Annotated in this window: 24 protein-coding genes; 10 read left to right on the top strand and 14 right to left on the bottom strand. The window is 59.8% G+C overall.

Going from position 1 to position 21442, the window contains the following annotated elements; all coding sequences use genetic code 11:
- The first annotated feature begins 44 nt into the window (after window positions 1-44).
- Window positions 45-890, top strand: a complete 846-nt coding sequence (locus MF268_RS15580; protein ID WP_238371790.1) for a CpsD/CapB family tyrosine-protein kinase — start codon at window positions 45-47, stop codon at window positions 888-890.
- Here MF268_RS15580 and MF268_RS15575 read toward each other — a convergent pair.
- Window positions 884-1555 (bottom strand): rhomboid family intramembrane serine protease, encoded by a 672-nt coding sequence (locus MF268_RS15575; protein WP_238371789.1) that lies wholly within the window; start codon window positions 1553-1555, stop codon window positions 884-886. The genes MF268_RS15580 and MF268_RS15575 overlap by 7 nt on opposite strands.
- A gap of 157 nt (window positions 1556-1712) precedes the next feature.
- Here MF268_RS15575 and MF268_RS15570 point away from each other — a divergent pair, with 157 nt between their 5' ends.
- On the top strand, window positions 1713-3281 hold the full coding sequence (locus MF268_RS15570; RefSeq protein ID WP_238371788.1) for a hypothetical protein: 1569 nt from the start codon (window positions 1713-1715) through the stop codon (window positions 3279-3281).
- Window position 3282: 1 nt separating this feature from the next.
- Here MF268_RS15570 and MF268_RS15565 read toward each other — a convergent pair whose 3' ends face one another.
- The 3 genes from MF268_RS15565 to MF268_RS15555 are packed head-to-tail and all read right to left on the bottom strand — an operon-like array spanning window position 3283 to window position 4601.
- Complete coding sequence (locus MF268_RS15565) at window positions 3283-3987, bottom strand: winged helix-turn-helix domain-containing protein (RefSeq protein WP_238371787.1); 705 nt, start codon at window positions 3985-3987, stop codon at window positions 3283-3285.
- Window positions 3959-4249, bottom strand: coding sequence for a hypothetical protein (locus tag MF268_RS15560; protein WP_238371786.1), 291 nt, complete (start codon window positions 4247-4249; stop codon window positions 3959-3961). The genes MF268_RS15565 and MF268_RS15560 overlap by 29 nt, the downstream gene beginning before the upstream one ends.
- Window positions 4250-4289: 40 nt before the next feature.
- Entirely contained in the window at window positions 4290-4601 is a 312-nt protein-coding gene (locus MF268_RS15555; RefSeq protein WP_238371785.1) for a hypothetical protein, read from the bottom strand.
- 480 nt (window positions 4602-5081) lie between these two features.
- Between MF268_RS15555 and MF268_RS15550 the strand changes: the two genes are divergently transcribed.
- The 4 genes from MF268_RS15550 to MF268_RS15535 all read left to right on the top strand — a co-directional run bounded on the left by MF268_RS15550 (window position 5082) and on the right by MF268_RS15535 (window position 8831).
- On the top strand, window positions 5082-5402 hold the full coding sequence (locus MF268_RS15550; RefSeq protein WP_238371784.1) for a hypothetical protein: 321 nt from the start codon (window positions 5082-5084) through the stop codon (window positions 5400-5402).
- Between the two features lie 57 nt (window positions 5403-5459).
- A complete protein-coding gene (locus MF268_RS15545; protein WP_238371783.1) occupies window positions 5460-6092 on the top strand; it encodes a ribonuclease HII in 633 nt (210 codons plus the stop codon).
- Window positions 6093-6181: 89 nt separating this feature from the next.
- Window positions 6182-7285 carry a site-specific DNA-methyltransferase gene (locus tag MF268_RS15540; protein WP_238371782.1) on the top strand — a complete coding sequence of 368 codons (1104 nt, stop codon included), beginning with the start codon at window positions 6182-6184 and terminating at the stop codon, window positions 7283-7285.
- 145 nt (window positions 7286-7430) lie between these two features.
- Complete coding sequence (locus MF268_RS15535; RefSeq protein WP_238371781.1) at window positions 7431-8831, top strand: adenylate/guanylate cyclase domain-containing protein; 1401 nt, start codon at window positions 7431-7433, stop codon at window positions 8829-8831.
- Here the strand turns inward: MF268_RS15535 and MF268_RS15530 are convergent.
- The 3 genes from MF268_RS15530 to mutY all read right to left on the bottom strand — a co-directional run bounded on the left by MF268_RS15530 (window position 8828) and on the right by mutY (window position 11567).
- On the bottom strand, window positions 8828-9226 hold the full coding sequence (locus tag MF268_RS15530; RefSeq protein WP_238371780.1) for a response regulator: 399 nt from the start codon (window positions 9224-9226) through the stop codon (window positions 8828-8830). The genes MF268_RS15535 and MF268_RS15530 overlap by 4 nt on opposite strands.
- 67 nt (window positions 9227-9293) lie before the next feature.
- Window positions 9294-10427 carry an alkane 1-monooxygenase gene (locus MF268_RS15525; RefSeq protein WP_238371779.1) on the bottom strand — a complete coding sequence of 378 codons (1134 nt, stop codon included), beginning with the start codon at window positions 10425-10427 and terminating at the stop codon, window positions 9294-9296.
- 78 nt (window positions 10428-10505) lie between these two features.
- A complete protein-coding gene (mutY, locus tag MF268_RS15520; RefSeq protein WP_238371778.1) occupies window positions 10506-11567 on the bottom strand; it encodes an A/G-specific adenine glycosylase in 1062 nt (353 codons plus the stop codon).
- Between the two features lie 85 nt (window positions 11568-11652).
- Between mutY and MF268_RS15515 the strand changes: the two genes are divergently transcribed.
- From MF268_RS15515 to MF268_RS15505, 3 genes are read left to right on the top strand one after another with little or no spacing between them, the layout of a single operon-like run.
- Window positions 11653-12171: a DUF721 domain-containing protein gene (locus tag MF268_RS15515; RefSeq protein WP_238371777.1), complete on the top strand. Its 519-nt coding sequence runs from the start codon at window positions 11653-11655 to the stop codon at window positions 12169-12171.
- Between the two features lie 12 nt (window positions 12172-12183).
- Complete coding sequence (locus MF268_RS15510; protein WP_238371776.1) at window positions 12184-12861, top strand: DsbA family protein; 678 nt, start codon at window positions 12184-12186, stop codon at window positions 12859-12861.
- The gene (locus MF268_RS15505; RefSeq protein WP_238371775.1) at window positions 12861-13973 is read left to right on the top strand and encodes a CaiB/BaiF CoA transferase family protein; all 1113 of its coding nucleotides are present in this window, start codon (window positions 12861-12863) and stop codon (window positions 13971-13973) included. Before MF268_RS15510 ends, MF268_RS15505 begins: the two co-directional genes overlap by 1 nt.
- 40 nt (window positions 13974-14013) lie before the next feature.
- Here MF268_RS15505 and lpxK read toward each other — a convergent pair whose 3' ends face one another.
- From lpxK to MF268_RS15475, 6 genes are all read right to left on the bottom strand, one after another.
- Window positions 14014-15009 (bottom strand): tetraacyldisaccharide 4'-kinase, encoded by a 996-nt coding sequence (gene lpxK / locus MF268_RS15500; RefSeq protein ID WP_238371774.1) that lies wholly within the window; start codon window positions 15007-15009, stop codon window positions 14014-14016.
- Window positions 14996-16240 carry a 3-deoxy-D-manno-octulosonic acid transferase gene (locus MF268_RS15495; RefSeq protein WP_238371773.1) on the bottom strand — a complete coding sequence of 415 codons (1245 nt, stop codon included), beginning with the start codon at window positions 16238-16240 and terminating at the stop codon, window positions 14996-14998. Before MF268_RS15495 ends, lpxK begins: the two co-directional genes overlap by 14 nt.
- A 3-nt stretch (window positions 16241-16243) precedes the next feature.
- A complete protein-coding gene (locus MF268_RS15490) occupies window positions 16244-16486 on the bottom strand; it encodes a DUF4170 domain-containing protein (RefSeq protein WP_088632974.1) in 243 nt (80 codons plus the stop codon).
- A gap of 62 nt (window positions 16487-16548) precedes the next feature.
- Window positions 16549-17352: a 3'(2'),5'-bisphosphate nucleotidase CysQ gene (locus MF268_RS15485; protein WP_238371772.1), complete on the bottom strand. Its 804-nt coding sequence runs from the start codon at window positions 17350-17352 to the stop codon at window positions 16549-16551.
- Window positions 17339-18685: a TldD/PmbA family protein gene (locus MF268_RS15480; protein ID WP_238371771.1), complete on the bottom strand. Its 1347-nt coding sequence runs from the start codon at window positions 18683-18685 to the stop codon at window positions 17339-17341. Before MF268_RS15480 ends, MF268_RS15485 begins: the two co-directional genes overlap by 14 nt.
- A gap of 139 nt (window positions 18686-18824) precedes the next feature.
- Window positions 18825-20351, bottom strand: a complete 1527-nt coding sequence (locus MF268_RS15475) for a DUF2125 domain-containing protein (RefSeq protein ID WP_238371770.1) — start codon at window positions 20349-20351, stop codon at window positions 18825-18827.
- 136 nt (window positions 20352-20487) lie between these two features.
- Between MF268_RS15475 and MF268_RS15470 the strand changes: the two genes are divergently transcribed.
- The gene (locus MF268_RS15470) at window positions 20488-21105 is read left to right on the top strand and encodes an enoyl-CoA hydratase/isomerase family protein (protein ID WP_238371769.1); all 618 of its coding nucleotides are present in this window, start codon (window positions 20488-20490) and stop codon (window positions 21103-21105) included.
- Here the strand turns inward: MF268_RS15470 and MF268_RS15465 are convergent.
- Window positions 21102-21398, bottom strand: a complete 297-nt coding sequence (locus MF268_RS15465) for an HNH endonuclease (RefSeq protein ID WP_238371768.1) — start codon at window positions 21396-21398, stop codon at window positions 21102-21104. The two genes, MF268_RS15470 and MF268_RS15465, sit on opposite strands and share 4 nt — an antisense overlap.
- Between the last annotated feature and the right edge of the window lie 44 nt (window positions 21399-21442).

Below are 21442 nucleotides of genomic sequence, written 5' to 3'. Positions count from 1 at the left end.
ATGAATATGGTTAACAGTATGTATCTTGGGTTGGAGGTCTGACAATGGACCGTTTGCAGCAGGCAATTTCCAAGGCGCGGATGCGCCGAGAAGGGGCCGAAGCGCCCGCAGCGGGCAAGCCCGCTCAGCCCGAGCGCAGGGAGCGTAAGCCTCAGGCGCAAGGCCTGAGCGAATTGGACGCCCGCTGGGGAGAGTTCGAGCCGCTCACCATCGATGCCAAGACGGTGACGAACAATCGTCTGGTCGCCTACAGTTCGGGTGAAAGCTCTATCCCCTTCGATATGCTGCGAACGAAAATCCTGCAGCAAGCCCGTAAAAACAAATGGAAGCGGATCGCCATTTGTTCGCCGGAAAGCGGCGCGGGAAAGACCACGGTTACCGTAAATCTTGGTCTGAGTTTCAGCCGGATGCGGGAAAAACGCCTTACGATCATGGATTTCGACATGCGTCGGGCCGGGCTTTCGCGGGCGCTGGGCCAGTCAACCAAGACGAGCATGTCGGACGTGCTTGAGCGCCGTGTTCCCTTTGCGGAGCATGGCAAGTGTCTTGAGGGCAATGTGGTCTTCGGGTTCAACCGTGAACGCGTCAAGAACCCGTCGGAGATCCTGCAGAACCCGGTGACGGCGCAGGTGCTGGACGAGATCGAATCCTATTACGAACCGGATATCATGATCTTTGACACGCCGCCGCTGATGGTCAGCGACGACAGCCACGGTTTCCTTGAGCAGATGGACTGCGCGCTGCTGATCGCGGCGGCCGAGATCACCTCGATGGACAAGCTCGACGTGGCAGAGCGGCAGCTTTCGGAACTGACCAACGTGATGGGGATCGTGCTGAACCGTTGCCGCTATACGACCGGCGCGCACGGCTATGAGAACGAATACTACTGACCGCTGGTCTTGCGGGTTCTGAACCGGTTTATGACCGCCATCGCGGCCACACCGGTGACGAAGCCGCCAAGATGCGATTCCCATGCCAGCGCGCCGTCTTCGAGATACCACATCAACAGGTTCAGCAGGGCGAGCAGAAAGCAGTCCCTGAGGATGATACGGGCGCGCCGGTTCAGGTCTGGCTCGGCGATCCAGTCCTGATAGCGCCACGCCCCGGTCAGACCGAAGAGCGCGCCCGAGGCCCCGACCATCGGGTTGAAGGCCGTGCCGAGCAGGGCAAATCCAAGCGCGCCGCCCAATGCGGAAATCAGGTAGAGAAAGAAAAAGGGCCAGCCGCGCAGGTTACGGGCGTTCAGTTGCATGAGATAGACGAGCGACGTCATGTTGCCCGCGATATGCAGGAACCCGGCGTGCAGGAAGGAATAGGTAAAGAACATCAGCCAAGGCTGCGCCGCGTAGTTGGGGCGCCAGTTGCCCAGAAGACCCGCCCAGAAAGCCCCGTACTGATAGGCGGTGTGACGGAGCCGGGGCGTCGCAAAGAACCCGTAATCCGCCGCCATCAGGGTCAGTTCGATGGCCACGGGAACGACTAGAAATATCAGCAAAAGCGGGACCGGCAGCCACCAGCCGCTTGGGTCCTCGATCTTGCTGCGCGATGTCCTCATGGCCAAGCGATGCAGTGTTTGGATGCAATAGACAAGTGTCGATTGGCGGCGCGACCGCATTGCTCATCCAAGCGTGACATGGCGTCACTTGTGCTGCACCAAAACTGATGTTTACGTCGGGCGAGAAACAACCGGAGGCCAAGCTTTGATGAGGCGAATGTGGATCTTGTCGGTGCTCGCGAGCCTGCTTGCGCCGGTTGCGATGGCTGGCACTGTCACGATCGAGCAGAACGATCTTGTCCCGAGCGACATTCGCGGCGTGCTGATAGCCCGATATCTTGAGCCGGGCAAACCCGATCTGTCGCAACCCTTATTCGGTCCGCGGTTCCGGGCGCCCGAGGCGGAGCTTTTGAAATCACAGATCGCACGCGGCATTTCAGGCGGTTTCGGCGGGATCATGTTCGAAAATCGCGACCGGGGCCATTCGACCCTGCCCAAGACGTTGTTTCCCCAGATGACCTATCTGGAATACGACCCGATCCTGCAGAAAGTCGGCTGGGACTACGGGCTGGCAAACAAGATCGTGATCCCCGGCCCGCTCATCGGAAACTCTTCGACCGCGCTGACTGCGGGGCCCAATGCCCGGAGCCAGATGCGCGCGGCGATGACGGTGCCGCTGGGGCCCGAAACGGCTTTCCTGCAATATACGTCAAACAGTCTTTATGTTTATCCGGAACATCGCGATCACGATGCCCGCGACCTGTACCCGGCGATCTGGCCCTATACGGTCAACAGCCAGGGGTCCTCGGGATCGGATCGGTTGTTCATGCGGGCGCTGCTGCTGACCCTCGCCGGGTTTTCGGAAAAGACCCGTGCGGCGCTTGAAGAACGAAAGCTGGTGGCGCCGACCTTGCAGATGATCATGCGGCGCAATCTGGCCGGGGTGAATTCGAACGTCGATTACATGTCCGGGGTCGCGCATCGGTCCGCCTATGATGGCACTGACCTCAGGCCCGAGCGGATGGTCGCGCAGGCCGGGGCCTTGCAGCCGGAACACATCCCGCCAATGGTCCGGCTGGAAGTCGAAGAGGAAGATTTCGGGCCCAAGGGCGGGTTGATGCAGATGGAAGAACGTCTGTTCACCACGCCTGCGGCCATCGCGCGGATCTGGCGCAGTTACGACTGGGAGCGCGAGATCACGCTGAGTGTTGCCGGAACCGAGGTGCCCGAAGGGCAAGACGTGCAATTCTTCTGGCGTATCCTACGTGGGAATCCGCAGAAGATTTCAATCGAACCGCTTGACGAGCGCGGCATGCGCGCCCGCATCAGGATACAATGGCATGACGATTATCCTGCGCCGCCATTGCATGCCGGGAAGAACGGGCCACGTAAGACGTCGCGCGTTGATATCGGTGTTTTTGCCTCCAACGGATCGCAGATCAGCGCGCCTTCGTTCCTGTCGGTCAGCTTTCCGACCCACCAGGAACGTCAGTATGGTCGCGGCGACGATGGTGAAGTCCGCCTGCTGGAGGTCAATTACGATTCGCAAGAGATGGAGCGTCGTTACGATCCGCTGCTTTTCTGGTCCGCTCCGTGGCGCGACACGTTTCTTTATGGCGATGACGGCGCGTTTGAAGGGTGGCTGCGCAGGACCGCCGGGGGCGAGGAAAAGATAGCGCCCGACGGGTTTAATGAGCAGGGGGTGCTTGTTCTCTACAACATGCAGCGCAATCAGGATGGGACCGTCAATCTTGTCCGGCGTGGGTCGTCGGGCGCGGCGCCGTGATCTAGACCATCCTGATCACGTCTTTTTCGATCGCGAGCATATAGCCGCGCCGTGCGATGTTCTTGACCAGCAGGGCGCTGACCATCTGGTTGCCGAGCGTATCGCGCAGCCGTTTTATCCGCGTGGCGCCAGCCGCTTCGTCGCAATCGCTGGCCGGGCGGCCGGAAATGACGGATTCGATTTCGGCACCTGAAAGAACGTCATCGTCCAGCCGTGCCTCGGCCAGAACGGCGAGCGTTTCCATCGCGGCGGCGGTGAGTTTGAAATCGAGGTTGTTGAGATAGACGGTGTTTTCCTCGCGGCTGATCAGCAGCGAATTGACCTGAATGCCGGTGCGTTCGATCTGGGCCATGCGCCGGTTCAGGGCGGTCAACAGGACCAGAAAGACCAGCGCGGCAACAAGCATCGCGGTGGCAAAGACAAGCAGCACGAAAATCACCATCCGGTAGCTGGACAGCGTGTCGGAAAAAGCCGTGCCGGACTGGGCGAGAATTTCCAAGAGCCTGATCTCGGCCTGCTGGGTCAGCCCGTCGTTTTCGATAAAGAGCTGTTCCACCCGTGCGTTGAAGGCATTTGCATCCGGCAGGGTCAAAAGCAGAAAGATCCCGGCCGTGGCAAGGATAAGGACGATGGCGGCGATTCCAGCGCCGACGATCAGCGTTCCAGATTTTCGCGTATCAGTAACGGAGAAAGTAGTTGCCGGCATTGGCCTTCCTTTGCTGCAAACCTTCGGGGCCAAATACCGTGAGCACGTTCAGAAGCGTCCAGCCCTGCGACCTGAGCCGGGAGGCGAGTTCCGAGCGCGCCGACTGCTTGTTGCAGGGGCCGCTCAGTTGCATGACGCCGTAGTGCAGGCGCAGCGGGCTGTCCTGCTTGGCCTTGTAATCGGCATAACATTCCGCTGCCGCGGCACTGCCTGCGAGCATCGAAACGGCGACCAGAGTCGATATCAGCATCATGTTTCTCATTCCGCCATCCTGCGCGCGCGCGCGACGATATTCAATAACTTCAGGCGTTTGGAGGATTGCTATCCAATAACATCCCCGCGTTATTGCCTGACCTTGGCATAGAGAGGCAGGAATGGGCCATCGACCGGTCACGTTGATCGGATTTACCCAGTACCGCCTTGGAAGGAACGCTTTCATGCACCGTAAGTTCATTGCTCTTATCCTCATGGCCTCGGTTCTCGTGACCGGCGCTTCTTCTTCTGCCCGCGCCGATGGTGACGATCTGGCCCGCGCGCTGGCTGCGATTGCCGGGGTGGCGATTGTCGGCAAGATCATCTCGGACCGGCGCGACGATGACGACCATGTCACGCATGCGCCGGCGCCTGTCTATGGTCACACCCCCCGCCCGCCGGTCTATGGGTACACTCCGCCCCGGACCCGGTCGAATTTTAGCTACTCCGTGCATGGCTATCCGATCCGGCGACACACCACGCCGTATCCGGTTCGCCCCCGGCCTTCGCGGTTCGATCTTCCCGGACAATGCCTGCGGTCGTTCAGACTGAACAACAGGCCTGTCCAACTGTTTGGTGCCCGCTGCCTTCGTTACGAGTACGGGTATAAGGCGTCTTTGCCTGAAGCCTGCAAGTTTAAGTTCATCAGTAGTGGAGGAAAGCAAAATGGCTATGATTCAGCCTGCCTCCGCCAGCGCGGGTACCGGAGCGCCCGGTACTGACCGGGCCAGCGGCGCATTGCGTCGCCTTGTGGGGGAGGCTTCGGCCTCCCCCATTTTGTTTGGTCACGATTTGACAAGTTATTCCGGCTAAATTTGAGCGATCCGAAGAAGGAGCCTGCGATGAATCCGATCGCCAATACAGCTGCAACGCCACGCATTTCGCCTTTCGCCAAGGCAAAACCGGCAACAACGGAGGTTGCTGAGAAAACCGGTCTTATGCGCAGTGATCAAGAGGATCGCAAATCCAAGGCGAAACCGGTTGAAGAGACGCTATCGCTCACCGTGGACAAGATCGATTCAGCAAGCCTTTTCGCAGCGGTTGCCCGGCGCGAAACAGCTGCCGCGCCTCACCCCGAAAAACCGAAGACCACGCTTGAATTCAATAAACCCGAGATCCGCACCGAACCGTTAAGCGATACGCCCTTCAACCAGGTCAAATAGTGCATTTCTCCGGAATGACACTTGCAAATCCCTTCATGATCGGGTCACCACAGGGGTATGAACGGACCGGACGACAGGATTGAACGACATCTGCTGCGCGAGGGTTTTGTGCGCGTTGCAGGGGTTGATGAGGTGGGCCGTGGCCCCTTGGCCGGACCGGTGACCGCTGCCGCTGTCGTGCTGGATCTCGAAGTGGTCTGTGAGGGGCTTAACGATTCCAAGAAGCTCACCGCCCGCCGGCGCGATTTCCTGACCGAGCAGATAAATGAAAGCGCCGAGGTGTCGATTGCCCATGCCTCGGTCGAGGAAATCGACGCGATCAACATTCTGCAAGCCAGCCATCTGGCGATGGAACGGGCAATCGCCGCGCTGTCACCGACGCCCGATTTCGTGCTGATCGACGGTCATATCCGGCCGCGCGGTCTGCGGCTTCCCTGCCGGACGGTGGTTCGCGGAGACGCGATTTCCGTATCGATTGCGGCGGCGTCAATCGTCGCCAAAACATGCCGCGATCGGCTCATGGTGGATTTGGCGCAACAGCACCCCGGGTACGGCTGGGAGACCAATGCAGGATACCCGACGAAAAGCCACAGATTGGCGCTTCAAAATCTTGGCGTGACCCCACACCATAGACGATCCTTTAAACCGGTACACAATATCTTGTATCAAGATAAATCCGTAACCAATTGATTCAAAAAAGAAATTGACGCCGATTCGGCTTTGACTCATCCTGCTGTCAACCAAGAGAGCGCGAAAACGCGTCCGGTGAAGAGGCAGAAATGACAATGACCAAAGTAAAGAGCGCGGCGGCGCTCCCTCTAAACGCGATTCTGGACGGAGACTGCATCGAAGTGATGAACAGTCTTCCCGAGGCGTCGGTGGACCTGATTTTCGCCGATCCGCCGTATAATTTGCAGCTCAAGGGCGATCTGCATCGCCCGGACAATTCCCATGTGGACGCGGTCGACGATGAATGGGACCAGTTCGCGTCTTTCGCCGCCTATGACAAGTTCACGACGGAATGGTTGGCCGCCGCGCGCCGCCTGCTGAAACCGAACGGCGCGATCTGGGTGATCGGTTCTTATCACAACATCTTCCGCGTTGGGGCCGCCCTGCAAAACCAAGGGTACTGGATCCTGAACGACGTCGTCTGGCGCAAATCGAACCCGATGCCGAATTTCCGGGGCAAGCGGTTCACCAATGCCCACGAAACGATGATCTGGGCCAGCCGCGATGAAGGTGCGAAATACACGTTCAATTACGAAGCGCTCAAATCCCTTAACGAAGGTGTCCAGATGCGCAGTGACTGGGTGCTGCCGCTGTGCACCGGTCACGAACGGCTCAAGGACGAGCACGGCGACAAGGCGCATCCGACGCAGAAGCCGGAAAGTCTTTTGCATCGCGTATTGGTCGGTTCGACCAATCCCGGCGACGTGGTGCTCGACCCGTTCTTTGGTACTGGCACAACCGGCGCGGTTGCCAAGATGCTCGGTCGCGATTTCATCGGTATCGAGCGAGAGGCCAAGTATCGCAAGGTGGCTGAAGAACGGCTGAAAAATGTGCGCAAATTCGATCGCGAAGCGCTGCAGGTCAGCGCCTCGAAGCGGGCTGAACCGCGCGTTCCCTTTGGCCAGCTTGTCGAACGGGGCATGTTGCGTCCAGGCGAAGAATTGTTTTCGATGAACAAGCGTCACAAGGCCAAGGTGCGGGCAGATGGCACGCTGATTGGTCTGGACGTAAAGGGGTCAATCCATCAGGTCGGTGCTCATCTTGAAGGCGCGCCAAGCTGCAATGGCTGGACTTACTGGTGCTTTAAACGCGATGGCAAGACAGTGCCGATCGATGTGCTGCGCCAGCAGATCCGCGCCGAAATGCAGAACTGAATCAATCCTTTACAGAATACCGCCGGTGCCTGTGGCCTGACACACGGCACTAACCTTGCCCCGCCTTTTCCGGCGGGGCATTTTTTATCCAAGCTTTTTCCAGTCGGCGTACCTATCTTTGGATCGCCGACAGAGGAGCGTTCCGATGCCCATTTCAGATTTCATTCCCAACGGCCCGCCGCGCAGGGAGGAGGATGCTGAAACGCATCGCTTCGCCGAGGAGATCCTTGCGCGGCACAAGGCCGAAGGAATGGCATTTGCGATCAAGGCGCGCTGGATCGCGCTGTCGATCACCGGCGTCATGCTGATCTTTCTGATCGGCGACTGGTCGGTGCTTTATTATGAGTTTTTGCTTCTCGCGCTCGCCGGCGTCGGGGCGCTGCAGTATTACGTGGGTCGGGTGGGCGTGTCGCGACCAGAGTTGTTTCTTCTGGCGCTCGACCTCGTGCTGATGGCCTTTATCTTGACCGTTCCCAACCCTTTCTCGGGCGAAACCATACCGGATGCGGCGCGCTACCGGTATGACGGGTTCCTTTATTTCTTCATCATACTCGCAGCAGGTACCCTGTCATATTCGTGGCGGACCATCGTGGCGATCGGGCATTGGACGGCGGTGGTCTGGCTGATCGGAGCAGGTCTTGTCTGGTGGTTCGGCTTTAGCGATCCGGCGTTGAGCGAAGCCACAATGACTGCATTTGCGGGCTATCCTCTTCTGGTTGACCTGCTGGACCCGAACGAGGTCGCATTCGACCGGCGGATTCAGGAGGTCGTCGTCTTTTTGATCGTGACCTATACGCTTGCGATCACGGTCTGGCGCTTCAACCGGCTGGTTCTGGGGAATGCCGAGTTGACACGCGAACGTGAGAACCTGTCGCGCTATTTTTCACCGAACGTGGTGGCGGAGCTGTCCCATAACGACGAACCGCTCAAGCAGACCAAGATGCATGATGCGGCTGTGCTGTTCGTCGATATCGTCGGGTTCACCAATTTCGCCGCCACGCATGAGCCGGGTGAAGTCATTGATACTTTGCGGGAATTTCACAGTCGGATGGAAAAGGAAGTGTTCCGCCATGGCGGGACGTTGGACAAATATCTTGGCGATGGTTTGATGGCCACCTTCGGAACGCCCTTGCCGAGCGATCAGGATGCAATCAACGCGCTGCGCTGTGCGCAGGCCATGATGCGGTCTATTTCAGATCTGAACGCAGAGCGTCGGGCGCAGAACAAGCCGGAAATCAAGGGCAGCCTTGGACTGCACTACGGTCCGGTGGTTCTTGGTAATATCGGTGCCAACAGGCTGGAATTCGCGGTGCTTGGGAACACGGTCAACGTGGCGAGCAGGATGGAGAAACTGACCCGAAAGCTGGCCGTAGAGATGGCGGTTTCGGATCAGTTGAAATCGCTGGCGCAGATCCAGTCGCCTGATGAACCGTTTCTTCTGAGTCTGATGCAGGGCGAGCGGCAGCAAATTCGTGGGCTTGATGAACCCATTGATGTCTGGACCTGTCGGCAGGAGACGTCCGGATCGACTGCCCGTCTGCATTAGTGCATCGTCGCACCCTCAGGCATTGCGGAGAGGATTACCTCGGGCGTGAAGTCGGCCTTGGTGACGACATTGGAAACGCCGGCCATCTTTGCCTTTTGAAACATGAAGGGCGAAGGCCAGTCGGAGACAAGGATCACGGGGATCGAGGAAAACGTGACGTGCTCTGCCAGTTCGAGCGCGAAATTCGCGCCCTTGCCATCGGGCAGGTTATTGTCGAGCAGGATGAGCGATACGCGCCCGGACAAAAGCGCCCGGCGCGCGGCATCCAGAGTGGAAACCACCCTTATATCGATGTTTTGTTCGATCTTCTGCATGACGCGGGTCATCATCATCTGATCAAAACGGCTGTCTTCGATGATCAGGCATTGAGTTGCAGTCAGCGTTTTGTCGGGCATGAGCCATCCCTTTCAAGACGTGCATTCGACCGAAGTCTGGCAGGCAAGTCTTAAGGAATGGTTCATCTCAGCGGGGCTGGGGCAGGTCCCACCTATTATACGGACCCCAGTCGGTAATTTCGGGGTAATACATGCTTCGCCAGCGACGCACGCGCGGGTTCATCATCCGCCGCCACAGACGCGGGATCAGCGCTGCCGTTGTCATGACCGCGTATCCATGCGGTAACTGCGGCGCCTCGTCCTGCGTATAGTTCTGAAGCAGCGGGAAACGCCGGTTCGGTTTGTAATGATGGTCTGAGTGGCGTTGCAGGTTGATCAGCAGCCAATTCGATGCCTTGTGCGCCGCGTTCCACGAATGGCGGGGCTGGACATGTTCGTATCTGCCATCGCCGAGGTGTTTGCGAGTCAGGCCGTAGTGTTCGACGTAGTTCACCAGCTCGAGATGCCAGATCGCGATAAAGGCCTGAAGCAGGAAGAGGCCGACTCCGGTGAGGCCGCCAAGGGCAAGGGCAAGCCCGAGCATCAGGGCCTGAAGGAGCACGTAGCGGTAGAAGGGATTGGCAAGGTTGGTCCAGCTTCGGTCTTTCTTTGCCAGTTTTTCCTTTTCGGCCCGGAATGCCGAAACGAGGCACTGGCGCAGGACGCGGGCGAAAAAGCGATGAAAGTTCTCGTTGTACCGGGCGGTTACGGGGTCGCGCGGGGTGCCCACATATCGGTGGTGCACCAGCAGATGTTCGGAGCGGAAATGGGAATAGAGCACCATGGCCAGAAGCCAGTCGCCAAAGGCCCTTTCGATCCGGGATTTCTGGTGCATCAGTTCGTGGCTGTAATTGATGCCCATCGTGCCGGTCACGACACCGATGCCAAAGAACAGACCGATGAGTTCCGCCGTTCCAAGATGCTCGGCGCGGGTGGCATACCAGATCGCCCAGAAAAGAGTACCGAACTGGATCGGAGGCCATGCCAGAACGAGGATACGATACCAGAAAAGCTGCGAATCGGGTGTATGGGGGTCGGCGTTTTCCAGATTGAGCCCCAGCACCTGGTCAAGCGCCGTGTAGCAATTCCACGTGACGAGGGGGATCAGCAAAACATACCAGCCGCCCTGAACCGTGCAGAACCAGATCAGGGGGGCGAGTAGAAAGGCGGAGGCATATGGCAGGATTTGCTGCCAGCGGGCAAGAGTTTCGGGCGCGATCATTGCACTCTCTCATAGCTGAGTTGAATGATTACCACCTAGATTTTTCTGGTTAACTGATTTCTCAAGCACCGTACGGTACTAGGAATCACGCCACAAATTATAGGCTTTCCGCATCACTGTCGGAAGATCGGACGGCCGAAAAAGATCTTTTGGCAGGAATTCTCCGGTATCTGGAAGCTGATTCTGCGTCACCCTTGCATGTCGGACGGAGAGGATGAGGTGAAAATGGGTAAAGGTGTGCCGCACCTCGCCCGGCAGGGTTTGCCAATCTGCGGTTACGGGAGGCTGCTCGGAGGGGGAGTCGCCCCAGTCGGAGCAGGGCCAGCCGAGCATGCCACCGAGCAGACCCTTTTCAGGGCGGCGTTCAAGCAGAACGGCACCGTCATCGCGTTCGACCAGGTAGATGATACCATAGCGCGTCGGCTTGGGTTTCTTCGGCGCTTTGCGGGGCAGTTCGGGCGCGGTGCCTGCGGCGCGGGCAAGGCAGGGGTCACGCAAGGGGCACATGCCACAGGCCGGGGATTTCGGCGCGCAGATCGTGGCGCCCAGATCCATGACGGCCTGCGCATAATCGCCGGGGCGCTGGTCGGGTGTTTGCACGGCTGTCAGCCTCGCGAGTTCGGGTTTGACCGTGGGAAGCGGTGTGTGGATGTCGTATAGTCGGGCCATGACCCGTTCAACATTGCCGTCCATAACCGGTTCGGGCCTGTCAAAGGCGATGGCGGCGATTGCGGCCGCCGTATAGGGGCCAATGCCGGGCAGGGCGAGGAGATCGGCACGTTCCTCCGGGAATTGCCCGTTGTATTCTTTCGTGACGACACGGGCGCATTTCAGCAGGTTCCGCGCCCGGGCGTAGTAGCCAAGCCCCGCCCATTCCCCCATGACATCGCCATCCTCGGCTGCTGCCAGATCGGATATCCGCGGCCAGCGTGTAGTGAAGCGTTCAAAATAGGCTTTGACCGTGGCGACCGTGGTCTGCTGCAGCATAATTTCGGAAAGCCAGACGCGATAGGGGTCGGGCTGGATGCCCGCAGCCCGCGCCGCAGGTCCGACACGCCAAGGCAGATCGCGGGCGTGGACGTCGTACCACGCAAGCAATTCGGGCGCGATGAAACAAATCCGGCCGTTTTCGTCACGCAATCTTTATGCCCCCTGCGGTGTGGTTTCTCTGGTGCCTGCCCGACAGAGGTTTACACTAGCGCCGATGCGAACGGAAACCATGTCGATGAACAAAAGAAACTCTACGACACGCGGGTTCAAACGGACCGCGAGCGTTTTGGACGACCAGATCCGCCGCGCGGGCGAAAGCCGGGGATTCGCCGTATCACGAGTACTGACCCATTGGGCCGAGATCGCAGGCGCGGATATCGCCGAGATCGCCCGACCGGTGAACATCGGCTATGGGCGTGGCGGGTTCGGCGCGACATTGACGGTTTTGACGACTGGGGCGCAGGCGCCGATGCTCGAGATGCAGAAGGACAAGCTGCGCGACCGGGTGAACGCCGCCTATGGCTATAACGCGATTTCGCGGGTGCGGATCACCCAGACTGCCCCGACCGGGTTTGCCGAGGGACAGGCGCAGTTCGCCGCCCCCAAGCCCGCCCCCAAGCCCGCCCCGAAACCCGAACCGGCGCCGGAAGCGGTGGCCGCCGTGCACGAGGCCGTGACGCCCGTGCAGAATGATGATCTGCGCGCCGCACTTGAACGTCTGGGCCGCAACGTACTAATCAAATCAAAACGTTAAGAAAGGAATGACATGACCCGTCTTGTCGCACTTCTCTGTGCCGTGATGGCTGTCGGCATCGGTGGCTATTTCGTGCTGGGCAGTTCCGGTACGAGCACAACGGAGATTTCGCCTTTTGTCAGCGCCGCGCATGCGCAGGACAGCAGCGAAATCGATATCTCCACCGTGGAGGAAATGACTCTTGGGGCCGAGGACGCTCCGGTGACGATGATCGAATACGCGTCTTTCACCTGCCCGCATTGCGCGAGTTTCCACCAGAATATCTTTAAGGATATCAAGAAGAACTACATCGACACCGGTAAGGTGAAACTGGTCTACCGCGAGGTCTATTTCGACAAGTACGGTCTTTGGGCATCATTGATTGCACGTTGCGGCGGACCTGAGAAATTCTTTGGCATCGCTGACCTGATGTACAAGTCGCAGGCTGAGTGGGTACGTGCCGGTGGTGCGCCCGAGATCGCGGGCGAGCTGCGCAAGATCGCGCGTCTGGCCGGTGTCGACAAGGAAACGCTGGACCAGTGCCTGTCGGACGGCCAGCAGGCGCAGAAGATGGTTGCGTGGTATCAGCATAATGCCGAGGCCGACGATATCACCGGCACGCCGAGCTTTATCCTGAACGGTCAGAAAATCGCCAACCAGGGCTCTTACGAGGCATTCGCCAAGCTGATCGACGCAGAGCTGGAGAAGTAATGTCTGCACCACTTGCTGGACTGAAAGTCATTGAACTTGCTCGGATTCTGGCCGGCCCCTGGGCCGGTCAGACTCTGTCTGACCTCGGCGCCGAGGTCATCAAGATCGAATCCCCCAATGGCGACGATACCCGTGCCTGGGGTCCGCCCTTCGTGACCCGAGATGAGGACGTATCCGCCTCGTATTTCCATTCTGCCAATCGCGGCAAGGCGTCGGTCACTGTCGATTTCTCGAAGCCGGAAGGTCAGGAGAAGATCCGCGAAATGATCAAGGATGCGGATATCCTGATCGAGAATTTCAAAGTGGGCGGTCTGGCGAAATACGGTCTGGACTATGATAGCCTCGCCAAGATCAATCCGCGCCTGATCTATTGCTCGATCACCGGCTTTGGCCAGACGGGGCCTTATTCGCATCGCGCGGGCTATGATTTCATCATTCAGGGCATGTCGGGTCTGATGTCGATCACCGGCGACCCGGAGGGGCAGCCGCAGAAAGCAGGTGTGGCGATTACCGATATCTTCACCGGGGTCTATTCGGTGACAGGTATTCTTGCCGCCCTGCATCAGCGTGAAAAGACCGGTCGTGGTCAGCATATCGATATGGCGCTTCTGGACGTGGCGGTTGCCGTCACCGCGAACCAGGCGATGAACTACCTGACGACGGGTGTCGCGCCGGGCCGTATGGGCAACGCGCATATGAACCTGACCCCCTACGAGGTGTTCGACTGCTCCGACGGGTATATCATCATCGCAACAGGCAATGACGGGCAGTACCAGCGACTGTGTCGTCTTCTGGGGCTCGATGACATGGCCGAAGCGCCGGATTTCCTGCACAACAAGGATCGCATCGCGAACCGTCGTGTCATGATCGCGCGGCTGAACGGGGCGACAGCAGGTTGGACCAAAGAAGATCTGCTGAAAGCGTGTGAATCACAAGGTGTTCCTGCCGGGCCGATCAATAATCTGGCCGAGGTCATGGCCGATCCGCAGGTGGTTGCCCGACAGATGCAGATCGAACTCGACGGTGTGCCGGGCGTGCGTTCGCCATTCCGTTTCTCCGATGCGGAACTGGCGCTGACGCGACCGGGGCCGAAACTGGGCGAAGATGACTGATTGCTGAGAGCGGGGCCTTCGGGCCCCGTTTTCATTCGGCCTATGGCGCGGGGGCGGTCTTGCGCAGCTTTTCTTCGAGTATCTCGCCGTCGATCTTCAGTCGCACGGGCAGGGTGATCACCTTGCTGCGAAACGAAGCGGGCAGGCGCGCGGCGTCCTTTTCCGTCGTGACAAGTTGGGCGTTGCGATAGAACGCCTCTTTCTCAAGGCGCGTCAGCAGGGCGGTGGTCAGAGGCTGATGATCGTCGAGAGATTCGGCGCGGATCAGATCGGCCCCGAGACCGCGCAGGGTGGCAAAGAACTTTTCGGGGTGGCCGATGCCGGCAAAGGCAAGAACGCGGGCGTCGGACCAGTCCATCCCCGTCTGTAGCGGCTCGAGCACGCCGGTTGCATGGGGCAGCTTGATCTGGTCTCGCCATTGATCTGCAAAGGTCGTCTGTTTGTCTGCGGGGCCGATGGAGAGAAGTACATCGGCTCGGGCAAGTCCGATATCTACCGGTTCGCGCAGGGGGCCGGCGGGCAGGCAACGCCCGTTGCCAAAACCCGTCGACGCATCGACCACGACGATGGAAAGATCCTTTGCCACTGATGGGTTCTGAAAACCGTCGTCCAGAAGGATCACGGTTGCGCCGGCCCCGGCGGCGGCGCGTACCCCGGCGGCGCGATCGCGCGAGACCCAGACTTCGGCAAAGGCCGAGAGCAGCAGCGGTTCGTCCCCGGTTTCATCGGCTTTGTGTTCGGCCGGGATGACGCGGACAGGGCCCGTGAGAGAGCCGCCATAACCTCGGCTGACCACATGCGGTTCATGTCCCATCCGCCGCAGGGTTTCGACGAGCCAGATGACGGTGGGCGTTTTGCCGGTGCCGCCCGCGTTCAGATTGCCGACGCAGATGACCGGGACAGACGCGCGAAATGGTGTTCCGTGTTTCAGGCGTCTTGCCGTTGCTGCCGCATAGAGATGGCCCAGCGGAGAGAGCAGGCGCGCCCGCCAGTCTGGGCTGTGGGGGGAGGTATTCCAAAAGTCAGGGGCGCGCATGTGCGGCGGCCTTTTGGTCGAGCCCGTCGATGATCTGTTCGATCAGCCCGTCGGTGAGCGCGGCGCTTTCGGTCACGACCTCCCATCCCGCAAGCGCCATCGCGGCGGAATGATCGGGAGCGATGAGGTGGATCAGCGCGGCGGCGAGACTTTCTCCGTCGTTTACGGTACGCGCGGCACCTGCTGCGGACAGGCGCGAATAGCTGTCGATATGGGCCCTGACATTCGGGCCATAAATAATGGCCGAGCCGAGCGCCGCCGCATCAAGCGGGCTGATACCGCGCGCGTCTTTTTCCAGAGAGCAGGCGAGAAAAGCCAAGGGAGCCACCCTGTACCAGAGGCCAAGATCTGCGGTGTCGGAACATATGATGATCTGGACATTGTCCTCGATGGGGTCGCCCTTGTCCCAGTCGGCGTATCGCAGCTGGCGTGCGGTGACCTTGGCCTTGAGCACTTCCAGATCGTTGCGATCCGCCAGTGTCAGGATCAGGAGCAGACGGTGCGCCAGCCGCATCGCAGTACGATGCGCGGTCAGCACCATGTCGATTTCGGAACCCAATACCTTGACGCCAAGCCAGACCGGGCGGCCACCCAGATCGTTCATGACATCGTCCAGATCCTGAGAAAGGCAGTCCGGCGGCAAGGCGCTGGGGCGCAGGCGCGGGGCGACGGAAAGCTTGTCGGCTGTTATGCCAAGCCGCCTGATCGCATGCAGGGTGGAATCGTTGTTAACAACGATCTTGTCGAAGAAATCGAGCGTTGTCCGCGCCAGCGTGGGAATCCAGCTGCGTCGGTGGGGCTGCATGTCTGCTTCGCTGACATCGCAGAGAATCATCGGGATGCCATGTTCCGATGCGCAGTTCACGAGGTTGATCATGAACCGTCCGCCTGCCCAGAGACAGACATCGGGCAGCCAGTGGTCGATAAAGGGCCGTCCGCCGGATGGATGATCGGATTCGAGGCCAAACACCCAGTCGACACCGTCCGGCGACCCGTCGGGCGACGGATGTTCCATCGCGGCACGATCAAAAGTCACAAGAACGTGGATGTCGGGCCGTTGCTGGCGCATGCGAGCGGCAATGTCGCCAAGGGCGTCGAAACGCATGTGGTCGGTCGCATGCATCCAGACAAGTTCGCCCGTAGGGCGGGGCGGGAATTGCCACTGGGCGAGGCCAGCCTGATTACGCCGAGACAGCGCCCGATAGGCTGCAAGACCCAGTGATTTTGCCAAGGCTCAGCCCAGCTCCTCGGTCGGCGAGGCCTGAGCCTCTTCGTCCCGCAAGCGGTGGATATGAGCGATGAAATAGCGCATGTGGGCATTGTCCACGGTGCGCTGGGCTTCGGATTTCCAGGCGTTGAAGGCGGTTTCGTAGTTCGGGAACATGCCAACGATGTGAATGTCGTCGACGTTCTTGAACTTGTTTTTCTGGGGGTCGACCAACTCGCCTCCAAAAACCAGGTGAAGTCGCTGAACCATCTGAAATCCCTTCGATTTGTACGCGATGCATCGCGGCGAAACTACGGTACTGACGATTTGCGTCAAGCCCGCGGGATGTCGCGGCGATCCTGTTTGAGCGATGTTGCGATCTGTTGGTGAATTGCCCGGCCCGCCGCGATCAGGCCGTTCTGCATCGGGTGCGCGTTGTTGAACTGCAGGGTGCCGCCAGTCCGGTCGGTGCAAACAGCGCCGGCCTCACGCAGGATCAGATCGCCTGCGGCGATATCCCATTCCCAGCAGGGGCGCAGCGTCAGCATGCCATCGAACCGGCCTTCGGCCACCAGCGCCATCCGATAGGCCAGCGAGGGGCGATAGACGCGCCGGAACTCGGGAGAGGTATCCCCGGCCCAGTGGGAGGCGTTGAGAACCGGCCCGGCGGCAAGGATTTCCGCGCGGGAGAGGTCGCTGGATTCCTTTGGACCGATGGGCTTTCCGTTCAGGAACGCGCCTTGGCCGAGCGAGGCCGAGTAGAGAAGATCGCGCTTTGGCAGGTAGATTACGCCCGCGACAACAACGCCCTGATCTACAATAGCCAGCGCGTGCGCCCATGTGTCAGAGCCATCGACAAAGCTGCGCGTGCCGTCGATGGGGTCGACGATGAAGACCTTGTCGCGGGACAGGCGGGCATCGTCGTCTTCGGTTTCCTCGGAGAGCCAGCCATAGCCGGGACGGGCCGATTGCAACCTGTCAGCGAGGAGGTCATTGACCGCCAGATCGGCCTCGGTGACCGGCCCGGCGTCATCGGGCTTTTCCCATTTCTTCGCGGTTTTGCCGCTGTAGGTCAGGGCAACTTCCCCGGCGGCGCGGGCAGAGTCGATCAGCAGGTCGAGATCAGCTGCCTGCAAGTGTCATCCCCTCGACCAGCAGCGATGGGACAACGCGGCTGAGATAGGTGCGGGCATCATTTGCCGGGACGATCCGGCGCAGCATGTCATGCAGGTTTCCGGCGATGGTGATTTCGTTCACCGGGTAGGCGATTTCGCCGTTTTCCACCCAGAACCCCGATGCACCACGGGAATAGTCGCCGGTATTGGCGTTGATCGTACTGCCGATCATTGACGTTACGAGCAGCCCGGTCCCCATTTCTCGGATCAGGTCCTCGCGGGTCTTGTCGCCCTGGGTCAGTTCGATGTTCCAGTTGACTGGAGATGGCGCGGAAGAAGTGCCTCGCGCGGCATTGGCTGTCGACTCCATGCCAAGCTTGCGGCCACGCGACAGGTCGAGCGTCCACCCGGTCAGGATGCCGTTTTCGACGATGGAGCGGTTGCGCGTCGGCAGACCTTCGCTGTCGAAGGGGCGCGAGCCGCCGATGCGGGGGCGGTGGGGGTCTTCGATGATCGAGAGATGCTCGGGAAGCACCTGCTCGCCCAGCTTGCCGATCAGCCATGAAGAACCACGCGCCACCGCTGCGCCATTGGCCGCAGAGAGAAGATGACCGATCAGCGACGAGGAAATGCGTTCATCAAAGAGTACCGGATAACTTCCGGTGGCCGGTTTGCGCGCCCCAAGCCGTTCCACCGCGCGCTCGCCGGCGCGTGTGCCAATTTCTTCCGGGCTACGGAGGTCGGATTGAAAGATGCGGTGATCGCCGTCGACGTCGCGCTCCATCCCGGTGCCGCTGCCGGAAATCGCTTCGGCATAGAGCGAGCGGCTGGTGCGGGCGTATCCGCCGGCGAAACCGTTGGTGCAGGTCATAAAGACCTGCTGGGCGCCATAGGCCGCGCTTGCCGAGCTTACCTGCGACACGCCATCAACGGCCAGCGCGGCTGCTTCTGCCCGCAGGGCGTCCTTTTCGAGCGTTTCGGGGTCTGGTTCGGCGGATGGATCGGCGAGTTCGAGTGCCTCGATATCCCATTTCGTGGCCAGTTGCTCGGGGGCGGCCTGCCCGCAATAGGGGTCCTCGGGCGCTTCGCGGGCCATCGCAACGGCGCGTTCGGCCATTTCCGAGATGGTACGTGCGGAAACATCCGATGCTGACACCACAGCCTGGCGCTGGCCCAGCAGCACGCGCAGACCCAGATCCGTTCCCTCGGCGCGTTCCGCATGTTCCAGCCGACCTTCGCGCACGTCGATCGAAACCGATGTCCCGCGCACGGCCAGTCCGTCGGCTGCGTCGGCCCCGGCTTTTCGGGCGGCGGAAATCAGGTCATTGGTCAGCTGTTCCAGCGATTGCGTCATGCTTGGTCCCGGTCAGTTGTGCTACCCGCCGGAGGTAGACCCGGCACGCCTTGCTCGCAAGGGGGCAAATTGAAAGGGCCGCAGCTTGGCGGCCCCTTGGAATATTTGATCGTGAGTGCCGCCCTGGGGCGGGCCGAGCTTACTTCAGACGCTGTCCGTTGGCCAAAATCTGGCCCTGTTCGTTGATCTCGATCTTGGACTTGAGCGAATCCGGTCCTTCGCCGGGGACGGCCAGCATGCCCATCATCATCCGGGCGCCCATCGCATCTTGAGACGAAACGAAGCCCATCTCGATCAGCTTGTCGAGCAAACCGTTCGCTCCGGTGAGAGAGAGATCCATTTCACCCTGGGGACGCGGCGCGCCGCCAAAGCTTTCGAGATCGGAGTTATCGAAGGTAAAGCTGCCCTGGCCCTCGAGCTTTGCGCCAACCATGGAAACCAGCAGGTTGTTGATGTCGATCTCGTTCAACTCACCCGGCGGCGTGCCCTGGGTTTCCATCTGCATTGCGGCCTCGGGATCGAGCATGTCGAAGGCAAGTGTCGCCTTGCCGGTTGTGTCTATCGAAACCGTAGCCGGATCGCGGGGCAGGGTGCCCTGGGGATCGAAGAGGTTCCAGAGCATATCGGACATCTTGAAGTCCTGAAGGTTCATCGCAAAGCTGAAATCCTGCGGGTCATCGGTTTTCGCGACAGGGAGCAGGAAGCTGAGCGCAGCCTGAGCCGCTTCGATCGAGACCGGGAAGGGCAGTTCGGATGCGGTGACAGCGACCGTGGTGTTCTGGCCTTTCAGATCATAGCCGATATTGGTTGAATCCATCTGGACGGCGACGGACCCACCCTGAGACGATGTGGTCGCCGAGAATTCCTGACCGTCGCCAGACCCCTGAAGATCGCTGTTACCGGCGCTGTAGGACATGTTGCCCTTCATCTCGAAACCGGCAGCGAGCATGGCCGCCATGTCCGAATTGTCGAACTCGATCGGCATTTCACCGGACCCGTTCATCGAAAGACCGGAAAGCTCACCCTTGAAGCTGCCTGCATCGGTGGAATCCGGGTCAGAGAAGGTAAGGTCGTAGGATAGTGAATCTGCTTTGTAATCCTGAGTGAAAGAGCGCATGTCGGCCAAGGCAATCGTGCTTTCCCCATTCGACCCTTTCACGGAGAATTTCGCCTTGATCGCATCGGAGGCGTCCGGCTCGTCCTCGATTGAGAGACTCGTGAGTTCGAAATCGAGCGTGTCCGAGGAATGCACATAGGTGTATTGGCTCGGGTCGCCCGAGATGAGCATCTTGCCGTTCGAATGGGTCATCGTAACCACGGCATCCAGCTCTTCGGTGTCCGATCCCTGGACCTCGACGCTGATCGGCAAGGAGGCGGGGAAGACCGCGTTGACCGTGCCGTCGTCGTTTTCAACCAGCGCCATGGACGGGATGCCCAAGGTTACAACCGTATCATCCTCGGGGACGGGGATCATCAGTTTAAGGTTGCTGAGGGTCAGCGTGTCACCGGACGTCTCGGTATCCGCTGTCACGTCATAGCCCGTCGAGGTCAGATAGCTATTCCACTCCTGCCAGACATCCTGCGCAGTCAGGTCGGCATAAGCTGCGGGCGCGGAAAGCGAACAGATGAGAGCAGCGCAACTGCCGTACCGGAAATAACGAGTCATAATCGAACCTCTTTGATGAGCCATCGCGGCATCGTCTGTTTTTGGGCCGGGATGGTCAAGGGGGGCGCTTGCAGAGCGTCTGGACCTGTAGGTGCCGAGTGCTTAACAAGAGCTAAAGATTGGAAAGAGGTGGGCGATGATCGAACTTGATAAAACGGACGGGCTTTGGGTCGTCACCATCAATCGGCAGGACAAGGCGAATTCCGTTACCGAAGCCATGCTGCAGGAAATGAGCGAAATCGCTGAAGCGGCTATGGACGCGCGCGGCTTTATCCTGACCGGACAGGGCAAGGTGTTCAGCGCTGGCGCCGATCTTGAAGAAGTGCGCAACAGCGGTCTGGCGGTTTCGGCCCTGTGGGAGCGGCTGTCGACCGCAATCGCTGCCCTGCCCTGCCTGAGCGTGGCGGCCTTGAACGGCACTCTCGCGGGAGGGTCGATGGGGATGGCTCTCGCCTGCGATCTTCGGATCTCGGTTCCCGAGGCTAATTTCTTTTATCCGGTTCTCAAGCGGGGTGTCCTGCCGCAACCGTCGGATCCGATGCGCATGGCGGCTCTGATCGGTCCGGCGCGAACCAAGCTGATCCTGATGGGCGGTCAGAAAATTTCGGCTGAAACCGCGTACACATTCGGGTTGATCGACAAGATCGTGCCGGGCGATGAACTCGTGACTACCGCTCGCGATCTTTTGGCCGATAGTATCGCTGCCGATCCGGCAATTGTTGCCGGGATTTCGGGCATGTGCGGGCCGGCTTAAAGCCTGCGTTTCCCGGGGATCTTGGATTGGAAACCGGGGGGACGCTTTGCAATCCAGCGAACGAATTTTTCAAGTCGCGGGTGCGGGCGCAGCGCCTCTATCGTCGAATAGGATCGGGCTAGTTCCGCTTCGCTGAGCGTGGCGTGGATTTCTCTGTGACAGATGTGGTGCAAAAGAACGGTCGGACCGCCCTTGCCACCTTTGAGTTTTGGAATCAGGTGATGAAGGCTCTGAGCGACGTCAGGCGGGATAGGTCGCCCGCAGAGGGGACAGATCGGATCGGTGTCGGTCATGAGGCTTGAACCACAGCAATACTCGGGGCAGATGTGGCGGCGAT

This window comes from Heliomarina baculiformis, from assembly GCF_019966545.1.
Taxonomy (GTDB): Bacteria; Pseudomonadota; Alphaproteobacteria; order Rhodobacterales; family Rhodobacteraceae; genus Heliomarina; species Heliomarina baculiformis.
Note: the sequence above shows the minus strand (reverse complement) of the source record. Positions and strands in the feature narration are given on the sequence as shown.